Origin of the sequence: Actinoplanes sichuanensis, from assembly GCF_033097365.1 — a bacterium.
Lineage (GTDB): Bacteria > Actinomycetota > Actinomycetes > Mycobacteriales > Micromonosporaceae > Actinoplanes > Actinoplanes sichuanensis.
On record NZ_AP028461.1, the window covers coordinates 12,064,062 to 12,081,177 of the forward strand.

Below are 17,116 nucleotides of genomic sequence, written 5' to 3' on the forward strand. Positions count from 1 at the left end.
TGACTAAAGCGTACGCATCAGTCGCATGAAGGACGCGACTGCTGGCCGGTTTCGCCACGGGTGTAAGCCAGCGCTCAACCGTGCGAGTTCTCGAACAGTGCGAGCGGAACCAGCGGTGACCGCGACAGGAACGATCGAGGATCCAAGCGACGCGGCAGCGTCTGGCAGTGAAGCAGCCGTCAACGTCTGCGCCCGCAACGTTGAGAAGTAGGCGTAATCCCTCGCCGAAAAAACGTCCGGCCTGACGACCGCCTCGAAAATTTCGGCTGCTTCCTCGGGGCGGCCAGACTCGCCATAACAAATTGCTACTTGCGCCTCGAATAGTGCCTTGTCGTAATGAGCCGCGAGGGGGGTCGATCCCGCAGAGACCTCGGCAAGGAGGCCGCGTGCCTTCATCAACGTGTCATCAACATGCTGGCGTTTCGACTTGAGCATGGCCAAGCCCCTGGCCTGCTGCTGCACGGCCTCGGCCATGACCCGTGGGGGTAGACGCCATGGTCCTGCCTGAACCGCCTCGGCAAGGCCGAGCATCCGGGACGCATCTCGGGCATCCCATGCCGCCTGGCTCTTCTTGATCAGTATGTAGCCGGGCATGGCGAAGTCAGTGGCTTCCATAGCCCACTCTGAAGCACGATCACGCCAGTATTCGGCTGCTGGGGGATGCCCGGCGTCGCGGTATAGCCATCCAGTGAATTCCGCAGCGCGGGCACCAACTTGCAACAAGGGTTGATGCACGGACCATTTCACCACTCGGACATTCTGCTGAACAAGGGATAGGACGCCGAGAGCGCGGGGCAGAGCACCCCGAGGCCCAGACTTGCCGTCATCGGCTATACATCGGTTGAGTTCTTTGTCCAGGAAGGCAACGAGCGTCTCATCGAGATAGCGGCGAGCGTCACGTTTGACGGCATCGATGCGGTCGAGGTCGTCTAGTGTCAGACCTGGCGCACTAGATCCATAATCCTGAAATGCGGCCATTGGCCAGGCTGACGGCCCAGGCTGAAGTGCCTTGCCAGGCGTCGGTGGGGAGGAGAAGCCAAGGGCTTCGATGGATTCTTCTGTAACCGCATCCGGGTGGCTGACAATCATAGTGTCGGCCGGCCGGATTCTGCGATTCACCAGGCCGATTTCGGCGTCCGTCTTGGCACCCAAGACGGCCCGGTATGCCTGCCGTCGGTGTTCACGCGGGTAGGACACAAGTCCCCGCTCGATTTTGCCGATGTCGTTTGCGGTTATGGGCCCCTCTTTGCTTCGAGGATCTATGAGGCTGTTGACTCGATCCGCGAACTCTTCCCGCGAAGGAGGACCTTCACCGAATGCAGATTTGAGGCGTAGGCGTGCCGCGCGGAAGAGCTCGTTAGGGGGCTGCCGCAACGGGATCATGACTCCTTCTCGCATCCGGACGAAGTCTCGTGAAGCCTGAGTGTAAACGTCCTCTCACCATATGAGAACCAGCGTTGCTCCGGCTTCGCGGAGCAGGCCCCAGCTGACGTAGTGCAGAGCAGCGCTGGAGGCTCGCCGAAGTGGCCGGTGCGGTCGCGGCATTGATGATCACGGCCACCATCCGCTGTTGGCCAAGACCCGTGCCTAGACCCAGTCCTCTGCCGTCCCATGCTCGAAGCCTCAATCCCCCCTCGATTCCCTTTAGATTCCCTCGCCGATGGCGTTCCGCAGCGTAGCGGTGGGTGTGAATGTGGAGCGGCGATATCCGACGTGGAGGCCCGGTCGACCTGCGACTTCGGCATCCACGCCCAGCCCGGCGGGACGGCAGTGACGACATGTGCTGTCCAGCCAAAAGGAGGCCCGGATGGACGCCAATAGGTCGGATAGACCCGCCTGGCATTGATCACCTATTCGATGGCCGGCGCGAAAACCACCGTAGAAGCGGCCGCAACCAGGACGAGGAGCAGCATGTGAATTCCGCCGACGTCGAGCAGGCCGCCCTCCCGGTCCGATGCCTAGACCAAGTCGCGTTCCCAGAGCTGTCCGCCAGTGCGCAGTACAGCTGTTGGAACGGCGTGGGGCGATCGTTCAGCGTCGGCTCCTGTCGCCTGCCGGACACGCTGTTGCCCGGCGAAGTGCTCGTGTCCGTCGATGTGGCCACGATCTGCGGCAGCGACGTGAAAACCGTTTCCGGGCAGCGGCGCGTTGCCGAGCCCAGTGTCCTCGGACACGAACAGGTTGGCACGGTTGTCGCCACCGGCGTCGGCGCCTCCGTCGCAGTGGGGCAGCGTGTGGTGTGGTCGGTGACCAGCTCCTGTGGCCGGTGCTCGCGGTGCTCGACGATGCCGCAAAAGTGCCTGAGCCTGCGCAAGTACGGGCATGAGCCGCTCGATGAGTTCCGGCCGCTGACCGGAGGTTTCGCCAGCCACTGCCTGTTGTGGCCCGGCACGACGATCGTGCCGGTTCCCGACAGCGTTCCGAATGAGGTAGCCAGTCCGGCTGGGTGCGCTTGGGCTACGGCGGTGGCGGCGGTGGCCGCCGCAAGCCCGATCCGGGTGGGAGGCCGTGCCCTGGTTGTCGGCACGGGGATGCTCGCGATCGCGGTGACCGCCTTGCTGGCGCAACGCGGGATCCATGTCATCGTGCTCAGCCACGATCACGAGCGTGGGCGACGGCTGCTGCGCTTCGGTGCCGCCAAGGTGACCGATGCCGCGGCCGACATCGACGTGGCGTTCGAGATGTCCGGCCGCGCCACCTCGGTAGCGGTCGCGGCCGGTTCTCTGGCGGTCGGGGGCACGCTCGTCCTAGCCGGATCGGTGTCGCCCGGGCCGGCAGTGGCGATCGACCCGGAGCACATCGTGCGTAGCCTGCTCACGATCACCGGGGTGCACAACTACCGGCCTGCTGATCTGCGTACCGCGGTCAGCTTTCTCACCGAGCACCAGGATCAGTATCCGTTCGCCGAGCTGGTTGCCGGCCGATGGCGCCTCACCGAGATGGACGAAGCCTTCGCCGCTGCCCGGACCGGGGGTGTCCGGCAGTGTGTTGTGCCCAGCGTTTGACCTCGCCTGACCGCCGGTGCCGTCGCGAATGGCATTCAGCACGATCGCGCCCGGTGGCCCATGCAAATGCCGAATCGATCCGCCGGTCGAAAGCAATCCGGTTCGGAGATCCACCGATGTCAGCACGTCCCGCGACAGTCCGTGGCGCGGCGTGGTGCTGGGGCGTGACAGCGGCGGGGCCCATCCGGTCGCTTCGGGCCGACGAAACCAGCGCCGTCCCCTCTCGGAGGAGTGTTCATGATTCGGGTTCAGGTATTCGCCCGTCGGCTCACCTGCACAGGAAGGCCGTCGCTGTGGTGACGGCCGCACTGAGTGCCCGTCTGCTGCGGGTCATGGAGGCGACACGGCCAACACCACTGATCCAGCTCGATCATCCGACGGTGAATCTGTTCTGCAAGCTCGAGTCGAGCAACATCACCGGTAGCACCAAGGACCGGTCCGCGTATGCGATCTTGACTGAAGCGGTCGAGGCGGGGCTGGTCACGGGCCGCACGACCTTGGTCGAGTCGTCCTCCGGCAACTTCGCGGTGTCTCTGGCCATGCTGTGCCGGCTGCTGGGGGTGCCGTTCATCCCGGTCATCGACCCGAGCATCAACGTCCAGACCGAACAGGTCTTGCGGGCCGGCTGCGAGCGGGTGGAGAAGGTCGTCAACCCGGACGGGCATGGTCACCTGCCCGCACGCATCGACCGCGTGCAGCAGCTGCGGGCGCAGATTCCCGGCGCTTACTGGCCCAATCAGTACGCCAACCCCGCCGCGGCGCGCGGGCATTTCACCTTCACCGGCGCCGAACTGTGCGCGGATCTTCCTGACGTCGACTACGTGTTCGTCGGGGTCGGCACCGGCGCGTGTCTCGCCGGGATCTCCCAGCGGGTCAAACAACACCGGCCCCGGGCGAAGGTGATCGCCGTCGACGTCGAGGGATCGGTCATCTTCGGCGGGCCCGCCGGCCGGCGCCGTATTCCCGGTATCGGATCGCTGATCCAGCCGAGCCTGGTCAAGGCGGCGATCGTCGACGAGGTCGTCGTCGTGGCCGAAGCCGATACGGTCCGCGCCTGCTGGCAGCTGCTACGCCACGGTGTGCACGCCGGCGGGTCCACCGGCAGCGTGCTGGCCGCGATCAACACCTACTTCGCCGACTATCGCGGTCCGCGGCCCACCGTCGCCTTCCTGTGTGCCGACCGAGGCAGCGCCTACACGCAGACGATCTACAACCCCCGCTGGGTGCACGACGAGTTCGACATCCGCGTCACCGGTCCGGACGCCTTCGTACCGGTCCGCGCAGCCACCACCTGAGCAGGCACCAGCGACGTCGAGGAGCGCAGCAGCACGATGAACGGACCCCCTGAACCGGCCTTCGCCGTCATCGCGGCCGACGCCGTCACCGACGCGGTGAACGGTCACCACGCCGCATGCCTGGACGTGATCCGCCGCGCCTACCTGGCACACGCCCACGGTGAAACGGTGCTGCCCCACAGCACGTTCGTCCGGCCCGATCCGCCACGCCCGGAACGGTTCATCGCCCTACCGGGATACCTCGGCGGGGAATTCGGGGTGGCCGGGATGAAGTGGATCGGCAGCTATCCGGACAACGTCGCCGCCGGCCTCGACCGGGCCTCGGCCGTGCTCGTGCTCAACGACACCGGCACGGGGTATCCGTTCGCGGTTCTCGAGGGGTCGGTGATCTCTGCAACCCGGACGGCCGCGTCGGCGGTGCTCGCCGCGGAGCAGCTCGCCGGCCGGCGTAAAGCCTCCCGGGTGGGCGTTGTCGGCACCGGCCTGATCGCCTCGCACGTTTGCGCGTTCCTGCGCGAGCTCGGCTGGGAGATCGGTGGCTACACCCTCAAGGACGTCTCCCGAGACCGCGCCGGCGCCTTCAAACGCGAGCTGCTCGACAAGGGTGCAGCCGCGGTCCGGATCACCGGAGACGTCGTGGACCTGTTCGACGAATGCGACCTGGTCCTGCTGGCCACGACCGCGAGCACCCCATACCTGCTCGACCCGGCTCTGCTGGCCAATTCCCCGGTCGTGTTGCACCTGTCGCTGCGTGACCTCGGCCCGAACCTCATCGCGGTGAGCCAGAACGTCACCGACGACGTCGAGCATGCCGTCCGGGAACGGACTTCGCTGCACCTGACCGAGCAGATGCTCGGCAACCGCGACTTCGTCAGCGGCACCATCGCCGACTTGCTCGAGGGACGGCTGCGCCGTGACGGCCGACCGGCCGTCTACTCACCGTTCGGCCTGGGGGTGCTCGACCTCGCCCTCGGCCAGTGGATCTACCAGCGGTGCCGCGACCACAGTCCGGTCGCCACCATCCCGGGCTTCTTCCCCACACCGGGCGCCCGATGACCGCCGCAGTACCGGCAGCACCCCGGTGGCCGAGTCCTCCCGTTACCTCATGCACCGAAAGGCGGTGATGTCGATGCCCGACACCGACATACTGCAGGATCCTGCGGTCCAGGCGCGGCTGTCAGCGCTGCTGCGCTCGACGGCGAACGACCTGAAACGCCCTGACGCGTACGCCGACACCGACCTCGGACTGCCCACGGGCACGTTCGCGCGGCTGGTCGACGGCGCCGAGCCGGTCAGCTGGCAGGTCCTGGTCGCTGCGGCCGCGGCCTGGCCGGTCAACCTGCGTGACCTGCTGCCGTTGCAGGACGACACCGACCGAGACGTACGGATCTTCCACGCCGCCGAGTCCGAGGCCAGCTCCCGCATCCTCGACCGGGCCGGCCGCCCGTACTACGAGTACCGCGACACCGTCATGTCACGGCTCGGCTCGTTTCGGCCCGAGTGGATCCGGATGCTGTGCACGGTCGCGGACAACGAACCGGACAACCGGGCCGTGCAGTGGAACCGCGGCCACCTGCTCTACCAGCTCACCTACGTCGTCGGACCGGTCAACTACTACTGCAGCTGGAACGGCACCCGCCGGTGCATCCCGATGCGCACCGGTGACTCGGTCTTCGGGCTGCCGTACGCGCCACACTCGTTCACCAGCCGCGACCCCGACGAGCCCGCCTACATCCTCGCGCTGACCTACGGCGGGGACCTGACCGGCGACCCGCAACGCGAACTGGCCGTGCTGGGCGAGCAAGCCGCTCACGACCTCGCCTACCACCCGGACGGCCACCTGTTCGCCCAGCTGCTCACCTCGTTCCTGCACGCGAAGATGCTCAGCCCGGCCGAACTCGCCGGGCGCGCCGGGCTGGATCCGCGTCGCGTCGAGGCGCTGCTGACCGGCAAGGTGTCCCCGCCGCCGACGGAACTGGCGCAGCTGGCCGCGGGGCTGCGCGTCAACGTGCGCGACCTGATGCCGGTCACCAGCGCCACCACCGACGGCATCAGCGTGCAGTTCGCCGCCGACGCCCGTCGGTGGCGCACCGGCGCCGACGGCGCGGCCGCGTACGAGATCACCGAGCTGGCCGGCGACCCGCTGCACCCGCACACCACCGCCGTCGAAGTCCGGCCGCTGCTCCCGCAGCCGACCGATGCGGCCTGGACGCGCACGTACCAGCACCAATACGTGTACGTGCTCGAGGCCGACGGCACCCAGATGAGCTGGGACAGCGGCGGCCGGCAGCACGATGCCGAACTGCACGCCGGCGACTCGGTCTACCTCAAACCGCAGGTGCCGGTCGCGTTCACCGGCACCGGGCGGCTGCTCGTGCTGCGTATCGGCGGCGCCGTGCGCGCCGACGTCCGGTTCGCGCTCGGCCACATGGCCGGCGGCGGACAGGACCGCTACGTCCGCGACACGCAGCTCTGGTACAGCAACGAAGGGAAATGACGTGAACCGACTCGCGCACCGATCCACCCAGCTGCGGCAGCTGCTGGCAGGGCCGGCGATCGTGCGGGCGGTCGGCGGGCACGACGCGCTGACCGCCAAACTCGCCCACGCCGCCGGGTTCGAGACCATGTGGGCGTCCAGCCTCGCCGCGTCCGCCAGCCACGGCGTGCCGGATGCGAGCCTGCTGACGATGACGCAGTTCCTCGACATCGCCGAGTCGATGACCCAGGCGTCACCGCTGCCGGTCATCGCCGACTGCGACACTGGCTTCGGGGACGCCCGCAACGTCGCCTACGCGGTCGCCCGGTATGAGGCCCGCGGGATCGCCGCGATGTGCATCGAGGACAAGCGGTTCCCCAAGCTGAACAGCTTCGCCGACGGCGGGCAGGATCTGCTGCCCGCTGCAGAGTTCGCCGCCAAGATCCGCGCCGGCAAGCAGGCCCAAACCGATCCGGCGTTTCTGCTCATCGCCCGCACCGAAGCGTTCATCGCCGGCCGGGACCTCGCCGAGGCGCTGGACCGCGCGCACCAGTACGCCGATGCGGGCGCCGACGCGATCCTCGTGCACAGCAAGAGCGTGCACCCGGACCAGGTGCTCAAGTTCGCCGCCGCGTGGGACCGAGACCTGCCCCTGATCGCGATCCCGACGACCTACCCGCAGGTCACCGAAGCGGAGCTGCTCGCCGCCGGGTACCGGGTCGTCATCTACGCCAACCAGGGGCTGCGGGCGACCGTCAGCAGCGTGCAGGACATGCTGCGCGTGCTGAGCCAGGCCGGGAATGCCGCCGCGCTGGAGGAGCGGCTCGCGCCGATGCAGGCGGTGTTCGACCTGCAAGGCATGCCCGACGCCTACCGGACCGCGCCATGACCAGCGCCGCGGCGTTCCTGGACGCGCTGGCCGGCATCGGTGTGCGGTTCGTGTCCGGCGTCCCGTGCTCCTACTTCAGCGCACCGCTGCAGCTCATCGACACCCACCCCGACCTGACCTATGTTCCCGCCGCGAACGAAGGCGGTGCGCTGGCCGCCGCGGCCGGGGCTCAGCTGGCCGGCACCGGCAGCGCCGTGCTCATCCAGAACTCCGGGTTCGGCAACCTGATCAACCCGTTGACGTCGCTGCTGCTGCCGTACCGGATCCCGGTGCTGATCGTCATGAGCATGCGCGGCTGGCCGTCGGCGACGGCCGGGGAACCCCAGCACCGGATCATGGGGCAAGTCGTCCCGAGCTGGTTGCGCACCATCGACGTGCCGTTCGCCGAACTCACCGCCGGCGGTCCGCAGGTGACCGACGTGTTCGACCGCGCCGTACAACACCTGCAGCAGGGCGACCCGGTCGTGCTGCTCGTCGGCAAAGGCGCCATCGAAGCGGCACCAGGCCCCGCAACGGCGCCGCCGCAGGGGACCACCGGCACCACGCTTGTCACCACCGTGCTGGAGCAGCTGCGCAGCGACGAACCGGTCCTGTCGACCACCGGATACCTGTCCCGGGCACTGTTTCAGGCCGGCGACCGGCCCGGCAACTTCTACATGCAGGGCTCGATGGGACACGTGGCCGCCGTCGCGCTCGGCGTCGCCCTGCAACACCCGACACAGCGGGTCGTCGCCCTCGACGGCGACGGCGCCGCCCTGATGCACCTCGGCACCTTCGCCGCCGTCGGCGGTGCCGCACCGTCGAACCTGGTGCACATCGTGTTCGACAACGGCGGCTACGAATCCACCGGCGGTCAGCCGGTCCCCGCCACCGTCGACTTCGCCGCCGTGGCGGCGGCGTGCGGCTACCGCACCACCCTGACCGCCGACGACGAACCCGGTCTGCGCGACACGGTCACGCACGCGCTGTCCGCGCCCGGCCCCGTCCTGCTCACCGTCCGCGGGGTGCCTGGCGGCGCCGCAGGCGGGACACGCGCCTCCGAAGGCATCACCGTGGACGCGATCGCCACCCGGTTCCAGACTCAGCTGACCGGACCAGCCCCGCACCACTCTCAACGGAGCGACCGATGACATCACCTGCGGTGCTGTACACCGATCCCGCCTGGCTGATCACGGCGGCCGGCCACCCGGATCCGGTACTGGCCGGCATCGAGCAGCAGATCCTGACCGGCGTCGACCTGCGATTCGGGCCACACGACGGCCACCGCTACCTGCACGACGACTCCGCACTGCACGCCGCGGCCGACGGTGTCCAGGTCCTGGTCGTCTACCGCTGCCAGGTCACCCGGGAGCTGCTCGACGCGGCCGGCCCCGGTCTGAAAGCGGTGATCCGGCAAGGCGTCGGGGTCGACAACCTGAACCCCGCACTACTGGCCGAGCGCCGGATCCCGGCCTACAACATCCCGGACTACTGCGTCGGGGAGGTGTCCGCGCACACCGCCACGCTCGCCCTGGCCCTGGAACGGCGCCTGATCCCGCAGCACCAGGGCCTGACCGGGGGCACCTTCGACATCTACGCCGGCGGTGTCCCACGTCGATTGTCCGAGCACACCCTCGGCATCGTCGGATTCGGCCGCATCGGCCGGGCCGTCGCCCGTCACCTCGGCGCCTTCTACGGCCAGACGCTGGTCTTCGACCCATACCTCGGTGCGGACCTGCCGGCAGGCTACGGCGCCCGCGCCGTAGCGACCCTGCACGATCTGCTGGCCGCATCGGACCTGGTGACCCTGCACTGCCCCCTCGACCCCAGCACCGACGGCATGCTCGACGTCGAGGCGTTCCGGCACATGCGGGCCGGCGCCTACCTGGTCAACGCCGCACGCGGCCGCCTGATCGACCCGGACGCCCTCGCGGGCGCGCTCGCCGACGGCCGGATCGGCGGCGCTGCACTCGACGTGTTCTCCCCGGAGAACCCGCACACCGATCCTCGCTGGAAACCGGTCCTCGAGCACCCCGCCGTACTCGTCACCAGCCACCGGGCGTTCCTGTCCACCGAGGCCGAGCTCAGCAGCCGCCGCCGGGTGGCGCAGATCGCCCGCGACGTCCTCGACGGCCGGCCCGTCACCGTCGGCCGCGTCCTGCCGGGGCTGCGATGACCAGCGTGCCGCTGTCCCAGACCGCCCGGCAGCACCTGCCGGACGGGACTATCGACCTTGCCGGCGGGGATGTCCGGATCCCGTTCCCGCATCCCGACGTGTCCGCCCCGCTGCTCGGTCCCGACGACCAGCCGTACCCGCCGACGGCCGGCAGCCGCGAACTGCGCGAACTGATCGCCGCCGCGGCGGGACCGGCCACGGTCACCGCGGAGCAGGTGGTGGTCACGCCGGGCGCCCGCGCCGCAGTGTTGCTCACCCTGCTACGAGCAGCCGGCGGCGAGGTGCTGCTGCCGACCCCGCGGTGGGGCAGCTACCCGGTCCTGGCCACGATGGCCGGCGCCCGGCCGGTCAGCTACGGCCCCTATCCGCACGTCGACGCGCTGGACGCTGCCCGCACCGCGGCGACGGCCGTCGTCGTGGTCAACAGCCCGCGCAACCCGGACGGCACGGTCGTCGACGCGGCAACCATCACCGACGTGCTCGCCTGGGCTCAACAGCACGACATCACCGTGCTGTTCGATCAGGTGTACCGCGGCGTCGCCGCCCACCGGACCCCGTCGCCGCTGGATGTCGCCGGCCCGCTGCCGCAGCACTGCGTCATCGTCGACGGGCTCACCAAGAGCCACGCCGCCGCCGGCATCCGCATCGGGTGGGCTATCACGGCAGGCCTGCATCAGCCGCTGACCGCCGCCGCGTCGCACCTGATCGGCGGCGTCGGCATCCGCGCTCAGCAGGCCGCCGTCGCCGCACTGCGTCAGCCACCCGGGCCACGCCAGCAGGCACTGGCCGACCTCGCCGCACGCACCCGGGCCGCCGCCGCCCAGCTCGACCAGATTCCCGGCGTCACCTGCCCCACCCCGGACGCCGGGTTCTTCCTCTTCCCCGATCTGCACGGCTGGCTCGCCGACACCGACGTCGCCGGCTGGCTGCGCCACCACCACCGTGTGGCCGTCGTCGACGGCGACGCTTTCGCCGCGCCCGGCCACATCCGCGTGTCCACGGCCGTGCCCGATCACGACCTCACCACCGGGCTGCGCCGGCTGACCGCCGCCCTCACCACCCACCCCTAAAACCGCTGCCGACCCATGACGGAAGGAGGCCCAGCGCGCCACCTCCACCGCGACGTGCGGTGGCGACGCGCGCTGACCCGCCATGACCGCATCCACTGCCGTTGAGATCATCGCCCGCCCGCCGGACCGCAACCGTGACCTGATCGCCGAGTTCGGCCGCAACCACCTGCGCTACGACGGGGCCCCGTTTGCCGGACTGCTGTCCCCGACCTCCACCCTGATTCCCGCCGCCGCCCGTAACCGGCTGTACGGCGACGCCCGCGCCGTCGACGGCTGGTACGAAAACCTGCTCGACCTCTACCTGGACCTGCTGAACACCCACGGCGGCGACCACGACATGGTCCGCGCCCTGGAGTGGGGCCTCGACGACGACATGCGGCGGCTGCAACGCGAGTCCGCGGCCCGCCGTGACCGGCCGCGGATCGCCCGCCTCGACTGCGTCGACCTCGGCAGCGACCACTTCGTCACCGAAGTGCAGTGGAAAGGCGCCGGCGAAGGATGGCTCGCCGCGATAGACCGGTCCTACCGCAGCATGTTCCCGCTCCAGGACGGCCACCGCCCGTTCGGCGATCTCGTGGCCGGCTGGGCGGGCGTGTTCACCGGGGACGGATGCAGCGTCAACACCGGCCGGCGTGGCTGGGGCGACGCCGAGCAGTTCCTCAACGCCGAGGTCGCCGCCCTCGGCACCACCCTCACCTGGTCCGACTTCGACGACATCACCAAGATCCTGCGCGTCGACGGCGGCCGCATCCTCGTCGACGCCGGCGACCGAAGCGTTCCGCTTAACCACCTGTTCCTGGACCGGCTCACCGAGGTCATGCCGATCAGCCTCATCGACGCGCTCGTCAACGCGGCCACCGCGGGCACCATCATCCTCGACACGCCGCCGAGCTACCTGTTCAACCAGAAGGTGCCGCTGGCCCTGCCGTTCACCCCCGGCTACGAACACTACTTTTCCGACGACATCCGCCGGACGCTGATCCCCACCATCCTGCTCGACCCCGGCCACCCGGACCTGGAACGGCTCGCGCCGTTCCTGCGCCACGACGACCGCGACACCGCCGCACACGCCGACTCGTGGGACGACGTGGTGAACCTGCCCGAGCCGGTCCGTGGCCTCATCGTGCTCAAATGCGGATCGATCGACCAGTACCACAACCACGGCGGGCAGGGCGTCTTCCGGCTCGACGGCAGCCCCGAGCAGGCCGCCGCCACCCTCAAGACCGTCCTCGACCGGGCCGTGGCCCACGGCGAGCCGTGGGTCGTCCAGCCGTACCTCGGCCACCGATGGCAGGTCCCGGCGACAGTGATGTCCCGGCCGGACGAGTTGACCACCCTCGACCTGCACGCCAAGTTCGGCGTCTACCTGCACCTGTTCCGGGCTCCCGGCGTGACCCCGCGGATCCTCGGCGGGGTCGCCAGCCTCGGCACCACCTGGAAGGTGTCCGGCGCCTCCAAGACACCAGCATTCGTCAGCGAGGACGGCACCTGGCACGGCGCCTTCCGTCACGACATCCGCGTCGCCGACGCGTGACCCGGCCCCAGGAAGGCAGATCCTGTGCGTGAAACCCTGTTCCGGGCCGCGCAGCCGACCGGAACCACACCCTCGGAAGAACTCGTCGGACAACTGCAGGACCCCGACCTGACCCGGCGATGCTGGGACCAGTCGCTCGCACCCATCACCACCACCGCGGCGGCCACCGTCTCGGCGCATGCGGCGACGATCCTGTGGCCGTATCCGGCCGGCACCGCCGACTGCGTCGACCGCGCCAACTGCGCCGACCACTTCCTGCGCGCCAACCCCGGCTACCACGTCGTGACCCCGCTCGGCCTCGCCCACCCCGACGTCGACCGGCTCCTCGACTGCACCGACGTGGTGCTGTTCCTGCCGTTCGAGAACGCCGCCGACGAACTGACCGTCGCCGGCAGCCACCTGCAGATGCGCGGCCGGCAGATCGACGCCGTCATCAGCGAACTCGCCCCCGGCTACCTGTGGCGGCACGGCATCCTCGACCTGGACCCGCAACAGCCTCGCTGGCCGCTGGAGACCCACCTGGTCAACGGACACCTGATCGCCGCGCACAAAGGGCAGCAAGCCCGCCACTTCGCCGCCTACTGCCGGCAACAAGCGGACATCGTCGCGCTCGACACGATCGTGGTGGCAACTCTCGAGGAACTCACCGGCGCGCTCGAACACCTCCTCGATGGCAGTCGCGCCGCCGTCCTGCGACCGTTCAGCGCGTCGCAGGGAACCGGTGTCACGTTCGTCGACCGCGACCACCTCATTCGCAGCGGTGGACCCGAGGCCGCGGCTGCCCGCGCCATCGCGCAGATCTCCGCCGCGCTGGCCCGAAAGTACGGCAGCCCCGAACCGTTCCCCCTGATCGTCACCCCATTCACCGAGGCGGCCCGCCTCGAGGGCTGCGTCACCGACATTCGGATCTTCGTCTGCCACGACCCGTCCTCCGACGGGTTGCGTGGCCTGCCCGGCATGGTCCGCCGCGCTCAGGTGCCCCTCGACAGCGCCGGACCGGTCACCGCCGCGGCGGCGCTGACGAACCTCAACGCCGCCCCGGCACCGGCGGCGATCTCTGGCCCGAGGTTCTTCCCGGCGACCGACCCGCAGATCCTCGCCGCGCTCGGGCTCACCCCCGACGACCTGATCCGCCTGTGCGCGCACGCCACCGCGATCTGGGCCACCGCGATCCAACCCCACGGTCATCCCGGCGCCCGGGGGCGATTCGCGTACGGCAGCGTTGACTTTGTCATCCGCCACTCCGACGGAATCGCGGTTCCGGTCGAGATGAACGGCACGAACGTCGGCTCGCACCCGACGGTGCATCCGCGCTGGTGCCACGCTTTCGGCGCAGCAACCACACACGCGCTCACTCAGCTGGGATTCGCGCGGTGACGGCGCCACACCGCACCCGCCGCGCCATCGGCGCGACCGTCAGCGTCAACACCACCGTCGGAGCTCCCGGTCCCACCGCCGTGTTCACCGTCCCTAACCTACCGGCGGCAGCAGACTGCGAACTGCTGCTGCGCCGCTGGTATCCGAGCCTGCGACAGCAGATCACGTTCAGCAAGGCGTTGGTCGTCGCCCCCACCGGCGCCGGCCGGTTCATCTGCCGGTTCTTGCAGATCATCGGACCCGCCGAGGCGATGTTCGGAGCCGCGCGAACCGGCCGCGACTGCGTCAATTCAATGATCGCGGCCTACCCCGCCGTCGCCCGGCCGGCCACCACCATGACGCTGGAGAACGTCGACACCGGCCTCACCCTGACCGCGACACCCGCCGACGAACGCACCGTCGACGTCGCGGTGCAGCCGGCGCGGCCGGTCCAGCCCGCCGCGGCACAGCTGCCAACACCGGGCGGCCGCGGCATCCTGGCCTTGCACGTCAACAACCCGTACGTGCTGCTCGACGCCGGTGAGGCGGGCTTGACCGCTGGTGAGCTGCTGCGCCTCGACGGACCCGCCGACCCGGGCCTGCTGCGCCCGTTCGCGGACGCCGTCGCCCAGGTGCAACAGCACCTTGAGCTGCCCCTCGCCGGAGACCTACCGAAGCTGGCTGTCGTCGCCGCCGACGGCCCGGACGTCCTGGCCGCCCGCACCGTCTACCTCGGCCGCTGGCACCCCGGCCTGCCCCTGACCGCCGCCACCACATTCCTCACCGCCACCCAGATCCCGCAGTCACCCTGGCCCGGCCCCGCCGTACCGCAGCACGGACTACGGCTGCGGAGCCCGGCCGCAGACATCCGAGTCACGACCCGCGTCAACCACGACGGCGCGCTGGTGTCATTCGGCATCCCAGCCAGGGAGGTAACCCGTGACATCCCAGCCCGAAGCATCTGACCCGGCACCGATCACCGCGCAAGCCATCGCGACCGCCCGGCAACTGCTGGCCGGCAGCACCGTATGCCTGCTCGCCCGAGAACAGCCGTCACCGATCGAGGCGGCCGAGCTGGCCGGATTCGCCCAGACGCTGCCGGGCTGCGGCGTGACCGTGACCGCAATCAGGTTCGCTGACGTGCACGAGCTGTACCGTCCGGCCGCGATCCAGGCGCTCGGCGCCGCGGCGGTGGTCGTCAAGTTCACCCACGGCCCCCTCAACCGCAGCGGTCTGGTCCCGGCTGTCCTGGACACGCTCAGTGCCCGCCGGGCCGGCCACCCACCGTCCGTGGACATCCTGTCGCAACGAAAAAGCCTGGTCAAAGAGCTGATGCGGCGCGAGCAGGTGCCCACCCTGGACTACCTGCTCCTCGACGGCGGGGTGCCTGTCGGTGCGCAGGTAGCGCAGCTGGCTGCCCGGACCGGTGCCACCGCTTTCGTCGTCAAGCCCGACGACGGCAACGCCAGCGAAGGCCTGCACTGGGTCGGCTCCGTCGAGGACGCCGCCCGCATCGTGCACGACAGCGGCGGCCGGCTGGTGGTGGAGCCGTACCGGCGGGGCCGGATCATCACCGTCGGCGCGGTAACCCTGCTCGGGCAGGTCCGCACCGTCGCCCCGCTGGAATACCTCCTCGACGGCGACCTGGTCATGGACGCCGACTGGAAGCGAAACCCGAAACGGGCTCCGGCCAGGCTAGAACCGTCCGTCGACGCCGAGGTCCGCACCTATGCGGCACGGGTGCACCGGGCCGTCGGCGCCCGCGGGCTGTCGCGCACCGATTTCATCGTCGGCCCGGACGGCGTCACCGCCTTGGAGATCAACACGAACATCGGCCTCGGGCCCGGCCACGACATCGCCGCAGCGTTCGACGCCACCGGGCTCGACTACGACGATCTCGTGATCTGCCAGACGGCCAGCGGCCTACCGCTGCCCGGTCAACGGTGACGGCAGGCCGATGTCCGTACGCATGACCGCGCCATCGAGGGTTACCCGGCCGGCCAGCTCGTACGCGGCAGCTCGGGCCTCGTCAAGGGTGTCGCCGAGCGCGGTACAGCAGATTGCCCGGCCGCCGGTGGTTACCAGCTGCTCGCCCTCGGTGAGGCGGGTACCGGCATGCAGGTAGCCAGGCCCCTCTGCGCCGGTGATGGCGTCACCGGAACTCGGCTGTTCCGGATAGCCCTTCGACGCGATCACCACCGTGACTGCCGCCTGGTCGTGCCAGCGCAGCGGCTCCAGCTGGTCCAGGGTGCCGTTGGCAGCGCGGTAGAACAGCTCGGCCGGGCTGGTCCGCAGCAGTGGCAGCAGGACCTGTGCCTCCGGGTCGCCGAACCGGACGTTGAACTCGATGACCCGCGGCCCCTGCTTGGTCAGGCACAGCCCGACGTACAGCAGCCCGGCGAATGGGGCTCCACGCCCGGCCATCTCTTTCAGCACCGGATGCACGACGGACTGCAGGACGTCGGACACCAGATCGTCGCCGACCCAGGTGATCGGTGCGTACGCGCCCATCCCGCCGGTGTTCGGGCCGGTGTCGCCGGTGCCGACACGCTTGTAGTCCTGCGCGAGCCGCATAGGGACCGCAGTGGTGCCGTCGGTGACCACGAACAACGAGATCTCCGGACCGTCCAGGAACTCTTCGACGACCACCCGGCCACAGCCGGCGGCGTGCTCGAGCGCCACCGACTGGTCATCGGTGACCACCACACCCTTACCGGCGGCCAGCGAATCGTTTTTCACCACGTACGGGGGGCCGAACTCGTCGAGCGCCGCAGCTACCTGCTCCGGGGTGGTGCAGGAGTGGGACCGAGCAGTGGGGACATCGGCGGCCACCATCACGTCCTTGGAGAACGTCTTGGAGCCTTCCAACTCTGCGGCGGCGCGCGTCGGGCCGAAACAGGCGATGCCCGCGGCCTGGACGGCGTCAGTCACACCGGCGACCAGCGCAGCCTCAGGGCCGACGACGACCAGATCGGCGCGGAACACAGTCGCTGCGTCGGCCACCGCGTCGGCGTCGGTAGGGCTCACCGTGAACAGCTCACCGAGTCGGCCCATCCCAGGGTTGCCCGGGGCCGAGGCCACTGCGGTGACCGACGGGTCGGCGGCGAGGGCTGTGGCGAGGGCGTGCTCACGCCCACCGGAACCGACAACGAGAACACGCATGGCGACATGGTAGGGCAAGCCATCACATACCGGAATGGCGTCACTCGCTCGTGTCGGGACCTGCTGAGGTTCTCAGGTCGGGATCGCGTCAGTGCATCAGGAAAAAGCGCTGCGGATCGGGCGAGGGTGAACGGCAGCAGAAACGAGCGCCATCAGCCACCACGATCCCCTCCA

General features: G+C 69.5%; 14 protein-coding genes. 12 read left to right on the plus strand and 2 right to left on the minus strand.

Features of this window, described 5'->3' with window-relative positions; translation table 11 throughout:
- Positions 1–3 precede the first annotated feature (3 nt).
- Positions 4–1,383, minus strand: a complete 1,380-nt coding sequence (locus Q0Z83_RS55260; RefSeq protein ID WP_317791576.1) for a hypothetical protein — start codon at positions 1,381–1,383, stop codon at positions 4–6.
- A 530-nt stretch (positions 1,384–1,913) separates the two neighbouring features.
- Here Q0Z83_RS55260 and Q0Z83_RS55265 point away from each other — a divergent pair.
- From Q0Z83_RS55265 to Q0Z83_RS55320, 12 genes are all read left to right on the plus strand, one after another.
- Complete coding sequence (locus tag Q0Z83_RS55265; protein ID WP_317791577.1) at positions 1,914–3,005, plus strand: alcohol dehydrogenase catalytic domain-containing protein; 1,092 nt, start codon at positions 1,914–1,916, stop codon at positions 3,003–3,005.
- Positions 3,006–3,301: 296 nt separating this feature from the next.
- Positions 3,302–4,300, plus strand: a complete 999-nt coding sequence (gene sbnA, locus Q0Z83_RS55270; protein WP_317791578.1) for a 2,3-diaminopropionate biosynthesis protein SbnA — start codon at positions 3,302–3,304, stop codon at positions 4,298–4,300.
- Positions 4,301–4,336: 36 nt separating this feature from the next.
- Complete coding sequence (gene sbnB / locus Q0Z83_RS55275) at positions 4,337–5,356, plus strand: 2,3-diaminopropionate biosynthesis protein SbnB (RefSeq protein WP_317791579.1); 1,020 nt, start codon at positions 4,337–4,339, stop codon at positions 5,354–5,356.
- 73 nt (positions 5,357–5,429) lie between these two features.
- A complete protein-coding gene (locus tag Q0Z83_RS55280) occupies positions 5,430–6,797 on the plus strand; it encodes an XRE family transcriptional regulator (RefSeq protein WP_317791580.1) in 1,368 nt (455 codons plus the stop codon).
- 1 nt (position 6,798) lies between these two features.
- The gene (locus Q0Z83_RS55285) at positions 6,799–7,665 is read left to right on the plus strand and encodes an isocitrate lyase/phosphoenolpyruvate mutase family protein (RefSeq protein WP_317791581.1); all 867 of its coding nucleotides are present in this window, start codon (positions 6,799–6,801) and stop codon (positions 7,663–7,665) included.
- A complete protein-coding gene (gene aepY, locus Q0Z83_RS55290; protein WP_317791582.1) occupies positions 7,662–8,795 on the plus strand; it encodes a phosphonopyruvate decarboxylase in 1,134 nt (377 codons plus the stop codon). Before Q0Z83_RS55285 ends, aepY begins: the two co-directional genes overlap by 4 nt.
- Entirely contained in the window at positions 8,792–9,820 is a 1,029-nt protein-coding gene (locus tag Q0Z83_RS55295; RefSeq protein WP_317791583.1) for a C-terminal binding protein, read from the plus strand. Before aepY ends, Q0Z83_RS55295 begins: the two co-directional genes overlap by 4 nt.
- Entirely contained in the window at positions 9,817–10,890 is a 1,074-nt protein-coding gene (locus Q0Z83_RS55300; RefSeq protein ID WP_317791584.1) for a pyridoxal phosphate-dependent aminotransferase, read from the plus strand. The genes Q0Z83_RS55295 and Q0Z83_RS55300 overlap by 4 nt, the downstream gene beginning before the upstream one ends.
- Positions 10,891–10,972: 82 nt before the next feature.
- Positions 10,973–12,424: a hypothetical protein gene (locus tag Q0Z83_RS55305; RefSeq protein ID WP_317791585.1), complete on the plus strand. Its 1,452-nt coding sequence runs from the start codon at positions 10,973–10,975 to the stop codon at positions 12,422–12,424.
- A gap of 24 nt (positions 12,425–12,448) precedes the next feature.
- Complete coding sequence (locus Q0Z83_RS55310) at positions 12,449–13,801, plus strand: hypothetical protein (protein ID WP_317791586.1); 1,353 nt, start codon at positions 12,449–12,451, stop codon at positions 13,799–13,801.
- A gap of 293 nt (positions 13,802–14,094) precedes the next feature.
- Positions 14,095–14,745: a hypothetical protein gene (locus Q0Z83_RS55315; RefSeq protein ID WP_317791587.1), complete on the plus strand. Its 651-nt coding sequence runs from the start codon at positions 14,095–14,097 to the stop codon at positions 14,743–14,745.
- Entirely contained in the window at positions 14,720–15,727 is a 1,008-nt protein-coding gene (locus tag Q0Z83_RS55320) for a D-alanine--D-alanine ligase family protein (protein ID WP_317791588.1), read from the plus strand. The genes Q0Z83_RS55315 and Q0Z83_RS55320 overlap by 26 nt, the downstream gene beginning before the upstream one ends.
- On the opposite strand, the gene purD is transcribed toward Q0Z83_RS55320, so the two are convergent.
- A complete protein-coding gene (gene purD, locus Q0Z83_RS55325; protein ID WP_317791589.1) occupies positions 15,704–16,942 on the minus strand; it encodes a phosphoribosylamine--glycine ligase in 1,239 nt (412 codons plus the stop codon). The two genes, Q0Z83_RS55320 and purD, sit on opposite strands and share 24 nt — an antisense overlap.
- Between the last annotated feature and the right edge of the window lie 174 nt (positions 16,943–17,116).